Consider the following 14,364-nt stretch of genomic DNA (forward strand, 5'->3'; position numbering starts at 1 on the left):
CCCTTTCCTTTTTCCTTCAGGAGAGTGCGCCATCGACGCGTCCACCAGCCCTCCGCCCACCGAACGCCCGGCCGCGTGTGCCGTCGAACTCGTCGGCATCACCAAGCGTTTCCCGGGCGTCGTGGCCAACCACGACATCCACCTCAGCGTCCGCAAGGGCACCGTCCACGCCCTCGTCGGCGAGAACGGCGCCGGCAAGTCGACGCTGATGAAGATCCTGTACGGCATGCAGAAGCCCGACGAGGGCACCATCGCCGTCGACGGCGAGAAGGTCTCCTTCGCCAGCCCCGCGGACGCCATCAGCCGCGGCATCGGCATGGTCCACCAGCACTTCATGCTGGCCGACCAGCTGACCGTCCTGGAGAACATCGTGCTCGGCAGCGAGAAGCTGTACGGCATCGGTGCCGGGGCCCGCCGCAAGATCGCCGAGATCTCCGACCGCTACGGCCTCGGCGTGCGCCCCGACGCCTACGTCGAGGACCTCGGCGTCGCCGACCGCCAGCGCGTGGAGATCCTCAAGGTCCTCTACCGCGGCGCCACCACGCTGATCCTCGACGAGCCCACGGCCGTGCTCGTGCCGCAGGAGGTCGACGCGCTCTTCGACAACCTGCGCGAGCTCAAGTCCGAGGGCCTGTCCGTCATCTTCATCTCGCACAAGCTCGGCGAGGTCCTCTCCGTCGCCGACGACATCACCGTCATCCGGCGCGGTACGACGGTGGGCACGGCCGTCCCGTCCGAGACCACCCCGCGCCAGCTCGCCGAGCTGATGGTGGGCAGCGAGCTGCCGACGCCGGAGACCGCGGAGTCCACGGTCACCGACCGGCCGATGATCCAGGTCGAGGGCCTGAAGCTGCTCGCCGACGGCGAGTCGGGCCGCGCCCTCCTCGACGACATCTCCTTCACCATCCACGAGGGCGAGGTGCTCGGCCTCGCGGGCGTGGAGGGCAACGGCCAGACCGAGCTGATCGACGCCCTCATCGGCCTCAAGCACGCCGACTCCGGCGTCATCCGCATGGCGGGCGAGACCATCACCGACTGGGCGACCCGCAGGCGGCGCGAGGGCGGCGTCGGCTACATCCCCGAGGACCGCCACCGCCACGGCCTGCTCCTCGACTCCCCGCTCTGGGAGAACCGCATCCTCGGCCACGTCACCGAGAAGCCCAACAGCCGCGGCTTCTGGCTGGACACCAGGGGCGCGCAGGCCGACACCCGGCGCATCGTCGAGGAGTACGACGTCCGTACGCCCGGCATCGACGTCACCGCGGCCTCGCTCTCCGGCGGCAACCAGCAGAAGCTGATCGTCGGCCGCGAGATGAGCCACAAGCCGCGCTTCCTCATCGCCGCGCACCCGACCCGCGGCGTGGACGTCGGCGCGCAGGCGCAGATCTGGGACCAGATCCGCGAGGCGCGCCGCGAGGGCCTCGCGGTGCTCCTCATCTCCGCCGACCTGGACGAGCTGATCGGTCTGTCCGACACCCTTCGCGTGATCTACCGGGGCCGTCTGGTCGCGGACGCCGACCCGGCGACGGTCACCCCGGAGGAGCTGGGCTCGGCGATGACGGGCGCGGCGTCCGGACACCTGGAGCACGTCGAGGACGACGCCGAGGACACCGCCGCGGCCGCGGACGCCGGGTCCGGCGCCGCCGACGTACAAGAAGAAGCCGCCCCGGAGGACGAGGCCCGATGAAGAAGTTCGACAAGGAGCGGGTGCTCCTCGCGGTGGCCGGTCCGGTCATCGCGCTCATCGCGGCCGTCGCCCTGACGTCGGTCGTGCTGCTCGCCTCGGGCAAGAACCCGATCGAGCCGTACAGCCTGATGTTCGAGCAGGCCGGGTTCTCCGACGTCCAGGTCCTGATCATCAACCAGGCCGGGATGTACTACCTGGCGGCCCTCGCGGTGGCCATCGGCTTCCGCATGAACCTGTTCAACATCGGTGTGGACGGCCAGTACCGGCTCGCCGCGATGGTCACGGCCGTCGTCGGCGCGCATGTCTCGCTGCCGTCCGGCCTGCAGATCCCGCTGCTCATCCTGGTCGCGATGCTGACCGGCGCGTTCTGGGCGGGCATCGCGGGCATCCTGAAGACCACCCGGGGCGTCAGCGAGGTGGTCGCCACGATCATGCTCAACGCCATCGCGACGAGCGTCATCGGCTACCTCACCCTCACCGAGAACTTCGGCGTCCCGGTGGGCAACAACCAGACCACCGGCGTCATGCACAAGTCCGGCTGGTTCCCCGGCATCTCCATGGGCGACTCCGGCGAGATCTACGGCTTCGTGGTCATCGCGGCCCTCGGCGGCGTCCTGTACTGGCTCGTCCTCAACCGCACCCGCTTCGGCTTCGACCTGCGCGCCACCGGCGCCTCGCAGTCGGCGGCCGCCGCCTCCGGTGTGAACGCCAAGCGCATGGTGCTCACCGCCATGGTGATCTCGGGCGCGGTCGCGGGCCTCGCGGGCATGCCGATCCTCCTCGGCGACGTCCACACGTACAGCCTGAGCTTCCCCACCGGCCTCGGCTTCACCGGCATCACCATCGCCCTGCTCGGCCGCAACAACCCGGTCGGCATCGCGTTCGCCGCGCTGCTCATCGCCTTCCTCGACAAGGCGTCGCCCGCTCTCGACTACGCCCAGCCGGTGGCGTACGACAAGGAGATCGCGGTGATCATGCAGGGCCTCATCGTGATCGCGGTCGTCGTCTCCTACGAGGCGGTACGCCGCTGGGGCCTGCGCCGCCAGCAGCAGCGTGTCGGTGAGGAACTGGCCGCCGCGGCCCGTGCCGCCCGTGACAACGGCAACTCCGGCAACAACGACTCCGTGAAGGAGGTGGCTGCCCGATGAGCACGGCAACCGTCACCAAGGCCGCGCCCGCGACTCCCAAGCCGGGCCGCCGCCGCATCTCGCTCCCCGTCCTGCTCCTGATCATCGCGGGCGTCCTGGTCCTGACCTCCGTGGTCCGGCTCATCACCGACGCCCACGGCATCACCTCCACCGGCCAGATGTCCGGCGCCCTGCGCCTGGCCGTGCCGATCGGCCTCGCGGGCCTCGGCGGCCTGTGGGCCGAGCGCGCGGGCGTCGTCAACATCGGCCTCGAAGGCATGCTGATCCTCGGCACCTGGTTCGGCGCCTGGGCGGGCTACCAGTGGGGCCCGTGGGTCGGCATCGTCTTCGGTGTGCTCGGCGGGGCGCTCGGCGGCCTGCTGCACGCGATCGTCACGGTCACCTTCAACGTCAACCACATCGTCTCCGGTGTGGCCCTGAACATCCTCGCCCTCGGCACCACGCGCTACCTCTCCACCTTCGCCTTCGAGGGCGAGGAGGGCGGTACGTCGAAGCAGTCGCCCGGCGTGGAATCCCTCGGCAAGTTCTCGGTGCCGGGGCTCTCGGACTGGCTCCAGGACCTCAACCAGAAACACTGGTTCCTGGTGTCCGACATCGCGGGCCTGCTCGGCGGTCTGATCACCGACGTGTCGCCGCTGACCCTCATCGCCGTCGCGATGGTGCCGCTGAGCTGGTTCATCCTCTGGCGCACGGCGTTCGGCCTGCGGCTGCGCTCCTGCGGCGAGAACCCGATCGCGGCGGAGTCCCTCGGCGTCAACGTCTACAAGTACAAGTACCTGGCCGTCATCATCTCCGGCGGCCTCGCCGGCCTCGGCGGCGCGTTCCTGTCCCTGGTCGCCTCCAACATCTACCTGGAGGGCCAGACCGGCCAGCGCGGCTACATCGGCCTCGCCGCCATGATCTTCGGCAACTGGATGCCGGGCGGACTCGCGCTCGGTGCCGGTCTGTTCGGTTACACCGACAGCCTGAAGCTGCGGGGCGGCGGCACGAATGTCCACGCTCTGCTGCTTCTGATCGCCATCCTTCTTCTCATCGGCGCGGCCTACCTGATCTGGCGCAAGCGCTACGTCCCCGCGGTGATCACCGCGGCGGCCTCGGCGCTGATGTTCCTCTGGTACGGCCTCACCGACGAGGTGCCGAACCAGGTCGTCACCGCCACGCCGTACGTCGTCACGCTGCTGGTGCTCTCGCTCTCCGCCCAGCGGCTGCGGATGCCGAAGGCGGACGGGATGCCGTACCGGAAGGGACAAGGGAAATGACGCACTCCGCCAAGGGGCGAGGACAGTGACCGCCGCCGCGGACGCCGACTGGGACGCGCTCCGGGAGGCGGCGCGGGACGCCATGTCCCGTGCGTACGCCCCCTACTCGGGATTCCCCGTCGGCGCCGCGGCCCTGGCCGACGACGGCCGCACCGTCACCGGCTGCAACGTCGAGAACGCCTCGTACGGCCTCGGCCTGTGCGCCGAGTGCGGCCTGATCTCGCAGCTCCAGCTGACCGGCGGCGGTCGCCTCACGCACTTCACCTGCGTGGACGGCAAGGGCGACATCCTGATGCCGTGCGGCCGTTGCCGTCAGCTCCTGTACGAGTTCGGCGGCGCGGGGCTCCTTCTGGAGACGTCGTCCGGGGTGCGGTCGCTCGGTGACATGCTGCCGGACGCGTTCGGTCCGGAACGCCTGAACTGACCCTGAACCGGGCACGGCCCCCGCCGAGTTGGCGGGGGCCCTGCCGCATGCTCGCTCTATGCGCGTAGAGTCGGCTCGACGCACGCCGGTCACTGACGACCGGCACCGCTGGAAGGGATTTGCTGCCATGGACGTAATCTCCGTCATTCGTACGAAGCGGGACCGGGGCGAGCTGAGCGACGAGCAGATCGACTGGGTGATCGACGCGTACACGCGCGGCGCCGTCGCCGACGAGCAGATGTCGGCCCTGGCCATGGCGATCCTCCTGAACGGCATGAACCGCCGTGAGATCTCCCGTTGGACGGCGGCGATGATCGCGTCCGGCGAGCGCATGGACTTCTCCTCCCTGTCCCGCCCCACCGCCGACAAGCACTCCACGGGCGGCGTGGGCGACAAGATCACGCTCCCGCTCGCCCCGCTGGTCGCGGCCTGCGGCGCGGCCGTGCCCCAGCTCTCCGGGCGCGGGCTCGGCCACACCGGCGGCACCCTCGACAAGCTGGAGTCGATCCCCGGCTGGCGCGCCCTCCTCTCCAACGAGGAGATGCTCAACGTTCTGAACGACGCGGGGTCGGTGATCTGCGCGGCGGGTGACGGTCTGGCGCCCGCCGACAAGAAGCTGTACGCGCTCCGCGACGTGACCGGCACCGTCGAGGCGATCCCGCTCATCGCCTCCTCCATCATGTCCAAGAAGATCGCCGAGGGTACGGGTTCGCTGGTCCTGGACGTGAAGGTGGGCACCGGCGCGTTCATGAAGACCCTGGACGACGCCCGCGAACTGGCCTCCACGATGGTCGGGCTCGGCACCGACCACGGCGTCCGCACGGTCGCCCTCCTCACGGACATGTCGACGCCCCTCGGCCTCACCGCGGGCAACGCCCTCGAAGTCCGCGAGTCCGTCGAGGTCCTCGCGGGCGGCGGCCCCTCCGACGTCGTCGACCTGACCCTCGCCCTGGCCCGCGAGATGCTCGCCGCGGCCGGGCTGCCCGACGCCGACCCCGCGAAGGCGCTCGCCGACGGCTCCGCGATGGACGTCTGGCGCCGGATGATCGCGGCCCAGGGCGGCGACCCGGACGCGGCCCTGCCCGAGGCCCGCGAGACCCACACCGTCCTCGCGCCCGCCTCCGGTGTCCTCACCCGCCTCGACGCGTACGACATCGGCGTCGCGGCGTGGCGCCTTGGCGCGGGCCGGGCCCGCAAGGAGGACGTCGTCCAGGCGGGCGCGGGCGTCGAACTCCACGCCAAGCCGGGCGACTCCGTGGTGGCGGGCACCCCGCTCCTCACCCTCCACACGGACACGCCGGAGCGCTTCGAGTACGCCCTGGAGTCCCTGGAGGGGGCGTACGACGTGGCACCGGCCGGGACGGAGTTCTCGGCGCGGCCGATCGTGCTGGAGCGGGTCTCGGCCTGACACCGGGGCTCCGCCCGGGGGGTGTCCGAGGCCGGCTGGGAGCGTCGGGTCCTTTGATCCCGCACACACGATTCAGGCCCGGCAGCGTCGCTTCCGGGCCGTGTTCGTCACCTGAGTGGGTGGATGCGGGGTGTGGGGGCGTGGGGGGTGTGGTTAGCGTCGTGGGAGTGGGTCCGCCTGTGTGGGTCGGGTCACTGACTTCCTCTCTGACTTCTTCGGTGCGGTCTGTCTCTCTGGCGATCTGTGTCGGTCCTTCCCGGCCCCTGAGGGTGCGTTCTCATGGTCTTAGGTCCGGCTGGGTGGCTGCTGGGGATGGACCGCGGAGATGCGGTGATCTTGATGCTCCGGACCATTCCTGTGGGGGTTGCCCTGGCCGCGGTGGCCGTGGCGGGGGCTGTTCCCCCGGCCCTGGCGGCCGGGGGAGCGCACCGGTCCCCCGCCCATGCCGCCTCGGTGCGGGCGGTGGAGGCCGTGGCGTGTACTGATGCGCAGGAGGACAGCGCCGACGCCGACACGGCCGGGCGTGACGCCGCGTTCAAGCAGTGCCACGCGGCCCGCGCCGCCAGCGCTGCCGCCCGCGCCGCCGGCGCCGCGGGCAAGATCCGCGAGTTCGCAGGCAAGTACGGCTCGGGCGGCGTCGTCAGCACTGGCGCCCCGGACGAAGCGGCCACCAAAGCTGCCGATGCCGCGGCCCGCGCTGCCGAAGCCCTCGACTCCAAGACTGCCGCGACGCAGGCCGCCACCACCGCCGCCCTCGCCCAGAGCAACGCTGACGATCTCGCCGCCCTGACGGCCAGGGTCGCCGCCAGCAGTGCCACCGTCGCCGAGAATGCCAAGCGAGAGGCCGACGACGCCGAAGCCATGGCCGCCGACGACGCCGCCAGCCTTCGTACCAACGCCGATGCCGCTGCCGCCAGGGCCGCTGAACTCGACAAGATCGCCAAGGCGGCTGCTGTCGCTGCGGCTCCGGCCACTCCCGCCGCGGACGCGGCCAAGGCTGTAGCGGATGCCGAGGGACTGGACGTGGCGAAGAACAAGGCAGCTGATGCCGCCGAACGCAAGGCAGTCGAGGCCCTGAACCCCCCTCAGGCCGTGAAGGCTGTTCGGAATTAGCTCATCATGGTGTGGGCAGGGTGCTGCGCGCCCGCGTACGGCAGGCCCTCCGCCGGCCGTCGTGCACGCAGCCGCTACTCCGGCAACAACCGCCCCCTCCTCCCCAGCAGAAACTTCTTGAACGCCGCCACCGGTGCCGTGTCCGGATGCCCCTCCAGCCACGCCACCCCGATCTCCCGCACGGCCCGCTGCCCGGTGACGGTCAGTTCGACGACCCCGGGGCGGGCCACGGCGGGCGGTGGGAGGAGGGCCACGCCGAGCCCCGCCGCGACCAGCCCCCGCAGGGTCTCCGCCTCCTCGCCCTCGAAGGCGATGCGGGGACGGAAGCCGGCCTCGGCGCACAGGTCGTCGGTGATGCGCCGCAGGCCGTAGCCGGGTTCGAGGGTCACGAAGGCCTCGTCGGAGGCCTCGGCGAGGCGGACGCGCTTACGGGTGGCGAGGCGGTGGTCGTCGGGGACGACGAGGCGCAGGCGCTGTTCGTCGAGGCGGCGGGCGACGAGGCCGGGGGCGTCGGGGACGGGGGACGTCAGGCACAGGTCGAGTTCCCCGGCGCGCAGCCGGTCCAGCATGGCCTCGCCGTAGTTCTGGACGAGGGAGAAACGGATGCGCGGGTGGTCCGCGCGGAAGGCGCGGATCAGGCCGGGGACGGTCTCGGATCCCATGGTGTGGAGGAAGCCGAACGCCACCTTGCCGGAGGCGGGGTCGGCGTCCGCGCGGACCGACTCGACCGCCTTGCCCACCTCCGCGAGCGCCCGCTCCGCGGAGGCCAGGAACGTACGGCCCGCGGGTGTCAGCGACACCGTACGACCGTGCCGGGCGAACAACTCGACGCCCAGGTCCTGTTCGAGCCGCACCAGGGCGCGCGACAGCGTCGACTGGGGCACCTCCAACTCCCGCGCGGCCCGCGTGACGTGCTCGGTCCGGGCGACCCCGGCGAAGTACGCGAGCCGCGGAGCGAGCAGCCGCACGATGTGAGCTGTGTCCTCTGTGTCACTGTTCTGCGACAGGCGGACGCCTGACCTCTGCTGATGCTGCATGGGAACGATTATGGCGATTCCATGCATTGGACGCATGAGAATCCTGGCCGTACGTTCGTGGCATGCCTCCTGCCAGTAGCGGGGCGCCCGCCCTCCACGCGGTCGCCCTCACCCCGTCGTCCCCTGCTTCCCCTTCATCCGCCGCCACGTCGACCAAGCCGATCGAATCGGCCGGGCCGACCGAATCCACGAACGGCCACGACACGCGCATGGCACCGGGAGGCCCGGGCTTTCGCCGCATGAGCTTCGCCCTTTTCCTGGCGGGCGTCGCCACCTTCGCGCTCCTGTACTCCACCCAGGCCCTGCTCCCGTTGATCTCCGCCGACCTCGGCGTGAGCGCGTCCACGGCGAGCTGGACGGTCTCGGCGGCGACGGGCGCGCTCGCCCTGTTCGTGCTTCCGCTGAGCGCCCTGTCGGAGCGGTTCGGACGGCGCACGCTGATGACGGTCTCGCTGACGGTGGCCGTCGCCGTGGGCCTGCTGGTCCCGTTCGCGCCGAACATCGGCGTACTGATCGCGCTGCGCGCCGTGCAGGGCGCCGCGCTCGCCGGACTCCCGGCGTCCGCGATGGCGTACCTCGCCGAAGAGGTCCGCCCCAAGGCGCTGGTCGCCGCGATCGGCATGTTCGTCGCGGGCAACTCCATCGGCGGCATGAGCGGCCGCATCGTCACGGGCTGGGCCGCGCAGGCCTGGGGCTGGCGCTGGGCGCTCGCCGTGGTCGGCCTGCTCGCGGTGGCCGGTGCGCTCGCCTTCCGCGCCCTGCTGCCCGCCCCGCGCCACTTCACGCCGGGCACGCTCAGCCCCAAGTCGCTGGCCCGCACGGTCCGTTCGCACCTGTCGAACCCGCTCCTGTGCCGCCTGTACGCGATCGGCGCGCTGTTCATGACCGTCTTCGGCGCGGTCTACACGGTGATCGGCTACCGCCTCACCGAGGGCCCGTTCTCGCTCCCGCAGGGCGTCATCGGCTCGATCTTCCTCGTCTACCTCGTCGGTACGGCGTCGTCGGCGGCGGCCGGGAAGCTGGTGGCGCGGCTCGGCAGGCGCGGCGCCCTGTACCTGGCCGTGAGCACCACCGCGGGCGGCCTGCTCCTGTCCCTCTCGACCTCGCTCGTCCTCGTCCTGCTCGGCCTGGTCCTGATCACGGCCGGCTTCTTCGCGGGCCACGCGGTCGCGTCCTCGTCGGTGAGCCGCACGGCCACCAGGGGCCGCGCACAGGCCTCCGCGCTGTACCAGTCCGCGTACTACGTGGGCTCCAGCGCGGGCGGCACCCTCGGCGCCATGGCCTTCCACGCGGGCGGCTGGGGCGGCACGGTGAGCCTCGGCATCCTCGCCGTCGTCGGCGTCGTGTCGATCACGCTGTACGGGAGCCGGGTGGCACGCGTGGAGCGGGTGACGGCGGCCCGCACCGCCTGACCTCCGGCTTCGGCACCCGGGTCAAGGGCGCACCACCGGTCCACCGGTGGTGCGCCCTTACCGTAAACAACCCCTTTGAGCTGCCGGTTTCGCCGCTCCGGAGGCCATTGTCAGTGGGCTGCGGTAGCTTCCGAGGTGCTGGGACTTCAGCGCCGACGGGCAGACGCACGCAGAGGCACAGGGGTGGGTGGGATGAGCAACAGCACCGGGGCGACCACGGAACTGGACGCCGGACTGGAGAAGCACCGCGTCGAGCTGACGGGGTACTGCTATCGCATGCTGGGCTCGGCCTTCGAGGCCGAGGACGCCGTGCAGGACACGATGGTCCGCGCCTGGCGCAGCTTCGACAAGTTCGAGGGCCGCTCCAGCCTCCGCTCCTGGCTGTACCGCATCGCGACGAACGTCTGCCTGGACATGCTGAACGCGGGCAACCGCCGCGCCCGCCCCATGGACCTCACCGCCTCCACGCCCCTGGCCCAGGCGGCCCTGACCCCCCGCGCGGACAACGTCTGGCTCGAGCCGATACCGGACGGCCGGGTCCTGCCCACCATCGGCGACCCCGCCGAGGCCGCCGTCGCCAAGGAGTCGGTGCGCCTCGCCTTCATCGCGGCCCTGCAGCAACTGCCCGCCAAGCAGCGGGCGGTGCTGATCCTGCGCGAGGTCCTGGCGTGGAAGGCCAGCGAGGTCGCCGAGCTGCTCGGCACGACCGTCGCGTCCGTCAACAGCGCCCTCCAGCGTGCCCGCGCCACCCTCGCCGACCGCCCGGCCGACGACACGGCGACGTCCGACCCGCTGGACGAGGAGCAGCAGAAGCTCCTCGACCGCTACGTCGCCGCCTTCGAGGGCTATGACATGGCGGCCCTCACCGCCCTGCTGCACGAAGACGCGATCATGACGATGCCCCCGTTCGACCTGTGGCTGCGCGGCCCGCAGGACATCACGGGCTTCATGGCGACCATCGGCGCCCAGTGCGAGGGCTCCCGGCTGCTGCCCGTCGCGGTCAACGGCACCCCCGGCTTCGCGCAGTACAAGCCGGACCCCGACAAGGGCGGGTACATGCCCTGGGCGATCCAGGTCATCGAGATCTCAGCGGGCCGCGTCGCCGGATTCCACTGCTTCCTCGACACCCAGAGGTGGTTCCCGCTCTTCGGGGTCCCCCTCCACCTCGACGCATAGCTCCGCGAGGCCGACGAGCCGGAGCAGCGCCCAGAGGGCCGGGGTGGGGCCACGCAGTCGCAGCCCCGTCCCCGCCCTGCGGGCGGCCAGTCTGAGCCGCGCCACCGCCTCCACGGTCACGAGGTCGGCGGTGGTCACGGCGCCGACGTCGCAGATCACCTCGGCGGCGCCGGACGCGAGCACGACGGCGTGCAGGTCGGCGACCAGCCGCGGTATGTCGTCCTGGCGGACGGGCCCGCTCATGACCAGCAGGTTCGGCGAATGTGCTTGAGAGACTGCCACGTTAGGGGGACCGCCCGCGCCCTCGGAACTCATCGGTAGCCCCGCGGACTCTTCCCGCGCCCGCCGATCCCCAGGCACGCCCCGGGCCACGTCGGCCTGAACCCGTCCGGCTCTCCCGGGTCGCGCGGGGCCCCGCCGATCCCGCCCCGACTCCGGGCGCGCACGGCGCACGCGGCACCGCCCTCGTGCCTCCTCCGAGGGGGCAAACCCCTCCACTTCACTGGATCAGGTGGGACGGGCATCCCGGGGGCGTAGTCCCGAGAGGCCCTGGGCACGGTCCGCATCGGCGTGGAGTTCCACGCCACCGGCGGACGAGAGGAGCCCCTTCATGCAGCAGGACGACATGTACGAACCCCCGGCCATGGTGGAAGTCGGTGACTTCGCCGAACTGACCCGCGGCGAGGCCCTGGGCGCGCACTACGAGGGCGGCTTCCCGCCCTACGAGTGGTACCTCGGCCCCAACTGACCCCGGACCGACAGCACATGACGGGTGACGTGCCATGAGCGGTGACGTATGGTTCACGATCCTCCCGGACGGTGAATCCGGCGTGGCCGCGGCGCGACTCCTGCGCCCCTGCGCCACCGACACCGTCGCACACCCCTCCGGCCGGCCCTGGCTGCTCGGCAGCTGGCCGGACGGACACGTGACGGTGGGAACGGCAGGGGCGCGGCGAGTCGCGGTGATCGGGCGCTGCCCGGTCACCGCCGAGGAGCTGTCCGCGCGCGCGGCACGGCTGCGGGACGTCGGCGCCATCGAGGACATGGAGCGGATCGCCCACGGCCTGACCGGCAGCTTCCACCTCGTCGCCGCCGTCGACGGCGCGGTCCGGGCCCGGGGGAGCGCGTCCGGGGTGCGGCGGCTCTTCCACGCCCGGGTGGCCGGGGCGTCCGTCGCCGCCGACCGGGCGGACCGGCTCGCCGCCGCGACCGGGGCGGCCCCCGACGAGCGGATCCTCGCCGCCCACCTGCTCGCGTCGCCGCTGCCGTACCCGCTGGACGACCTCTGCGTCTGGCAGGGCGTCCGGGCCGTACGGTCCTGCGACAGCCTGCTGCTCGACCCGGACGGGCGGGCCCGCACCCGGCGCTGGTGGACCCCGCCGGAGCCGCACCGCGCCTGGCGGGACGGACTGCCCGAGGTGCGCGCCGCGCTGACCGCGGCGGTGGCCGCCTGCACGGCCGACGGGGGCACCGTCAGCGCGGATCTGTCGGGCGGCCTCGACTCCACCAGCCTGTGCTTCCTGGCCGCCCGGGAGCAGGAGCGGACCCGCCCGCCCGGGGCGAGGCTCGTGACCCTGCGCTGGCAGAGCATCGACCCGGAGAACGACGACGGAACCTGGGCCGCGCGCGCCGCCGCCCACCTGCCCGACAGCGAGCACATCACGCCCGACCGCGACCAATGGCCCCTCTGGTACAGCGACTTGGCGGCCCTCACCGGCGACGCCGTCCCCACCGACGAGCCAGGGCCATGGGTGCGCGACGGCGCCAGGATGGCGGAACTCTGCCGCCTCATGACCGGCCGGGGCTCGCGGCTGCACCTGATGGGCGGCGGCGGGGACGAGCTGTTCAGCACGTTCCCGCCCCACCTGCACGACTACGTACGAAGCCGTCCGCTGGCCGCGTACAGCCGCATCCGCACCCAGCGCGCCTCCCAGCACTGGCCGCTCGGCCCCCTCCTGCGCCAGCTCGCCGACCGCAGGACGTTCGGCCAGTGGCTGACCGCGTGGGCCGAGGGCCTGGGCGTCGCCGAGCAGTCATCGGCCGCCCTGGTGCGCGGCGCGCCCTCGACGGCGTGGGGCGTGGACCTGCCCATGCCGCCCTGGGCGACCCCCGACGCGGTCCGGGCTGTCCGAAGCCTGCTCCTGGAGGCGGCCGAGAACACCGGCACCGCCGAGCCCCTCGCGCCCCAGCGCGGCCAGCACACGGCACTCGCGTGCGTACGGACCGGCGGGCGCGGCCTGCGCCAACTGGACCAGGTCACCTCCGCCCGCGGCCTCGGGCAGGCCGCGCCCTTCCTCGACGACCAGGTGATCGAGGCGGCTCTCGCCATCCGCGTGGCCGAGCGCAGCACCCCCGGCCGCTACAAGCCCGTGCTCGCCGAGGCGGTGCGCGGCACCGTGCCCGACGACGTCCTGCGCCGCCACACCAAGGGCGAGTACAGCACCGACTTCCACGCGGCCCTGCGCCGCAACCGCGCCGCCCTGGTCGCGTTCTTCGACGACTCACGGCTCGCCCGCGCCGGACTGATCGACGACGCGGCCGTCCGCGCGTCCCTGCTGGGCGTGCACCCCACCCCGGAGGCCCTGCGCTCCCTCAGCTCCAGCCTGGGCACGGAGATCTGGCTCCGCGCGGCCCCCGCGCGCACCGGCCGGCCGAGCCCCGCGCCCACCACGCTCCCCGAAGGAACACCGTGACCCCCGAAGGAGAAAAGTGACCCCGCCCGTACCCTCACCCCTGGCGCAGGCCCTGACCCTGCGCCCCGACGTCTGCGCGACGGACACAGCGGACGGCATGGTGCTCCTGGACGAGGTCACCGGCCGCTACTGGCAGTTGAACCGCACGGCCGCGCTGGTGCTGCGCAGCCTGATGGACGGCGCCGCACCGCCCGACACGGCACGCGCTCTCCGCGAGGCCCACCCCCGTCTCACCGTCGAGCGCGCGGGCGCCGACTCGGCCGCGATCACCGACGAACTGCTCGCGGCCCGCCTGGTGGTGCCCCGATGAGCCAGCCGATGGTGCCCGCCACCCACACCGGCCTGCCCCTGCGCCATCGCCCACCGGCGCTCCTGGCCACGGCCGCCGCCCGCCTGATCGCCACGCTCAAGCCGCACCGCATCCGCCGCGTCCTCACCGTGGCCCGGCGCGGTGCCGCCCCGGCCACCGCGGCCCAGGCCCTCGCGGCGCGCCGGGAAGTGGTCGCCGTCAGCGCGCGCTGCGCCGGAGAGGGCTGCCTCCAGCGTTCCGTGGCCACGGCGCTGCTGTGCCGGATGCGCGGGGTCTGGCCGGACTGGTGCACGGGGGTGCGCACGGGGCCGTTCCGCGCCCATGCCTGGGTCGAGGTCGACGGCCTCCCGGTGGGCGAACCGCACCAGCCGTCCGCGTACCACCGCATGATGGTGGTGCGGGGCGTACGGGAGGAGCGCCCCTGAACCCGCCCACGAGACCCACACCCCGAACCCGAACCCGCATCACTCCTTGTGGGGGTGTTCGGGGGCTTTGAAGGCGCGTGCGTTTGCTCGCGGCTCAGCATGGGTGCGTGACCGATTCCCCTCAGCAGGTTGGCCTTCGCAGGGATCCGCGGTTCGAGGACATCGCTGATGCCTCCTGGTGGCGGATGGCCGGGCGGTTGCCTCGTACGCTCGGGGCCGCGGTGCGGCTGGGGTGGGGTACCGATCGGGGGGCGATGGTGTGGCTCGCCGGG

At 72.4% G+C, this 14,364-nt stretch carries 14 protein-coding genes; 12 read left to right on the forward strand and 2 right to left on the reverse strand.

The features are described 5' to 3' along the window. Positions 1–31 precede the first annotated feature (31 nt). The 6 genes from ACZ6AA_RS02495 (at position 32) to ACZ6AA_RS02520 (ending at position 7,039) form a co-directional block, all read left to right on the forward strand. Positions 32–1,687, forward strand: a complete 1,656-nt coding sequence (locus ACZ6AA_RS02495) for an ABC transporter ATP-binding protein (protein ID WP_471456600.1) — start codon at positions 32–34, stop codon at positions 1,685–1,687. After that, on the forward strand, positions 1,684–2,835 hold the full coding sequence (locus ACZ6AA_RS02500; protein ID WP_468480453.1) for an ABC transporter permease: 1,152 nt from the start codon (positions 1,684–1,686) through the stop codon (positions 2,833–2,835). The genes ACZ6AA_RS02495 and ACZ6AA_RS02500 overlap by 4 nt, the downstream gene beginning before the upstream one ends. After that, complete coding sequence (locus tag ACZ6AA_RS02505; RefSeq protein WP_468451066.1) at positions 2,832–4,094, forward strand: ABC transporter permease; 1,263 nt, start codon at positions 2,832–2,834, stop codon at positions 4,092–4,094. Before ACZ6AA_RS02500 ends, ACZ6AA_RS02505 begins: the two co-directional genes overlap by 4 nt. A gap of 25 nt (positions 4,095–4,119) precedes the next feature. Beyond that, complete coding sequence (locus tag ACZ6AA_RS02510; protein WP_468451068.1) at positions 4,120–4,518, forward strand: cytidine deaminase; 399 nt, start codon at positions 4,120–4,122, stop codon at positions 4,516–4,518. A gap of 127 nt (positions 4,519–4,645) precedes the next feature. Next, entirely contained in the window at positions 4,646–5,926 is a 1,281-nt protein-coding gene (locus ACZ6AA_RS02515; protein ID WP_471455835.1) for a thymidine phosphorylase, read from the forward strand. A 330-nt stretch (positions 5,927–6,256) separates the two neighbouring features. Beyond that, a complete protein-coding gene (locus ACZ6AA_RS02520; RefSeq protein WP_471455837.1) occupies positions 6,257–7,039 on the forward strand; it encodes a hypothetical protein in 783 nt (260 codons plus the stop codon). A 74-nt stretch (positions 7,040–7,113) separates the two neighbouring features. Here the strand turns inward: ACZ6AA_RS02520 and ACZ6AA_RS02525 are convergent, their stop codons facing one another. Further along, a complete protein-coding gene (locus ACZ6AA_RS02525) occupies positions 7,114–8,076 on the reverse strand; it encodes a LysR family transcriptional regulator (protein ID WP_468451074.1) in 963 nt (320 codons plus the stop codon). Between the two features lie 62 nt (positions 8,077–8,138). Here ACZ6AA_RS02525 and ACZ6AA_RS02530 point away from each other — a divergent pair, with 62 nt between their 5' ends. Continuing rightward, positions 8,139–9,488 carry an MFS transporter gene (locus ACZ6AA_RS02530; RefSeq protein WP_471455840.1) on the forward strand — a complete coding sequence of 450 codons (1,350 nt, stop codon included), beginning with the start codon at positions 8,139–8,141 and terminating at the stop codon, positions 9,486–9,488. A gap of 192 nt (positions 9,489–9,680) precedes the next feature. Beyond that, positions 9,681–10,664: a sigma-70 family RNA polymerase sigma factor gene (locus ACZ6AA_RS02535; protein WP_468451078.1), complete on the forward strand. Its 984-nt coding sequence runs from the start codon at positions 9,681–9,683 to the stop codon at positions 10,662–10,664. Here ACZ6AA_RS02535 and ACZ6AA_RS02540 read toward each other — a convergent pair. Further along, a complete protein-coding gene (locus ACZ6AA_RS02540; RefSeq protein WP_468451080.1) occupies positions 10,575–10,907 on the reverse strand; it encodes an STAS domain-containing protein in 333 nt (110 codons plus the stop codon). The genes ACZ6AA_RS02535 and ACZ6AA_RS02540 overlap by 90 nt on opposite strands. Before the next feature lie 367 nt (positions 10,908–11,274). Here ACZ6AA_RS02540 and ACZ6AA_RS02545 point away from each other — a divergent pair, with 367 nt between their 5' ends. Genes ACZ6AA_RS02545 through ACZ6AA_RS02560 form a run of 4 tightly spaced genes read left to right on the forward strand, consistent with a single transcriptional unit; the run spans position 11,275 to position 14,092 of the window. Next, on the forward strand, positions 11,275–11,412 hold the full coding sequence (locus ACZ6AA_RS02545; RefSeq protein ID WP_468451082.1) for a lasso RiPP family leader peptide-containing protein: 138 nt from the start codon (positions 11,275–11,277) through the stop codon (positions 11,410–11,412). 34 nt (positions 11,413–11,446) lie between these two features. Continuing rightward, positions 11,447–13,357, forward strand: coding sequence for an asparagine synthase-related protein (locus tag ACZ6AA_RS02550; protein ID WP_471455844.1), 1,911 nt, complete (start codon positions 11,447–11,449; stop codon positions 13,355–13,357). Between the two features lie 16 nt (positions 13,358–13,373). Beyond that, positions 13,374–13,667 carry a lasso peptide biosynthesis PqqD family chaperone gene (locus tag ACZ6AA_RS02555; protein WP_471455846.1) on the forward strand — a complete coding sequence of 98 codons (294 nt, stop codon included), beginning with the start codon at positions 13,374–13,376 and terminating at the stop codon, positions 13,665–13,667. Next, the gene (locus ACZ6AA_RS02560; protein WP_471455848.1) at positions 13,664–14,092 is read left to right on the forward strand and encodes a lasso peptide biosynthesis B2 protein; all 429 of its coding nucleotides are present in this window, start codon (positions 13,664–13,666) and stop codon (positions 14,090–14,092) included. The genes ACZ6AA_RS02555 and ACZ6AA_RS02560 overlap by 4 nt, the downstream gene beginning before the upstream one ends. The last annotated feature ends 272 nt before the right edge of the window (positions 14,093–14,364 follow it).

The sequence above is a fragment of the Streptomyces sp. NPDC040610 genome (genome assembly GCF_055594065.1).

What these genes read in the sequence shown, in the direction of transcription:
- ACZ6AA_RS02525 (WP_468451074.1), bottom strand. Translation starts at nt 8,076, where the DNA reads ATGCAGCATCAGCAGAGGTCAGGCGTCCGCCTGTCGCAGAACAGTGAC.
- ACZ6AA_RS02540 (WP_468451080.1), bottom strand. Translation starts at nt 10,907, where the DNA reads ATGAGCGGGCCCGTCCGCCAGGACGACATACCGCGGCTGGTCGCCGAC.
- ACZ6AA_RS02560 (WP_471455848.1), top strand. Translation starts at nt 13,664, where the DNA reads ATGAGCCAGCCGATGGTGCCCGCCACCCACACCGGCCTGCCCCTGCGC.
- ACZ6AA_RS02535 (WP_468451078.1), top strand. Translation starts at nt 9,681, where the DNA reads ATGAGCAACAGCACCGGGGCGACCACGGAACTGGACGCCGGACTGGAG.
- ACZ6AA_RS02500 (WP_468480453.1), top strand. Translation starts at nt 1,684, where the DNA reads ATGAAGAAGTTCGACAAGGAGCGGGTGCTCCTCGCGGTGGCCGGTCCG.
- ACZ6AA_RS02515 (WP_471455835.1), top strand. Translation starts at nt 4,646, where the DNA reads ATGGACGTAATCTCCGTCATTCGTACGAAGCGGGACCGGGGCGAGCTG.
- ACZ6AA_RS02550 (WP_471455844.1), top strand. Translation starts at nt 11,447, where the DNA reads ATGAGCGGTGACGTATGGTTCACGATCCTCCCGGACGGTGAATCCGGC.
- ACZ6AA_RS02530 (WP_471455840.1), top strand. Translation starts at nt 8,139, where the DNA reads ATGCCTCCTGCCAGTAGCGGGGCGCCCGCCCTCCACGCGGTCGCCCTC.
- ACZ6AA_RS02545 (WP_468451082.1), top strand. Translation starts at nt 11,275, where the DNA reads ATGCAGCAGGACGACATGTACGAACCCCCGGCCATGGTGGAAGTCGGT.
- ACZ6AA_RS02505 (WP_468451066.1), top strand. Translation starts at nt 2,832, where the DNA reads ATGAGCACGGCAACCGTCACCAAGGCCGCGCCCGCGACTCCCAAGCCG.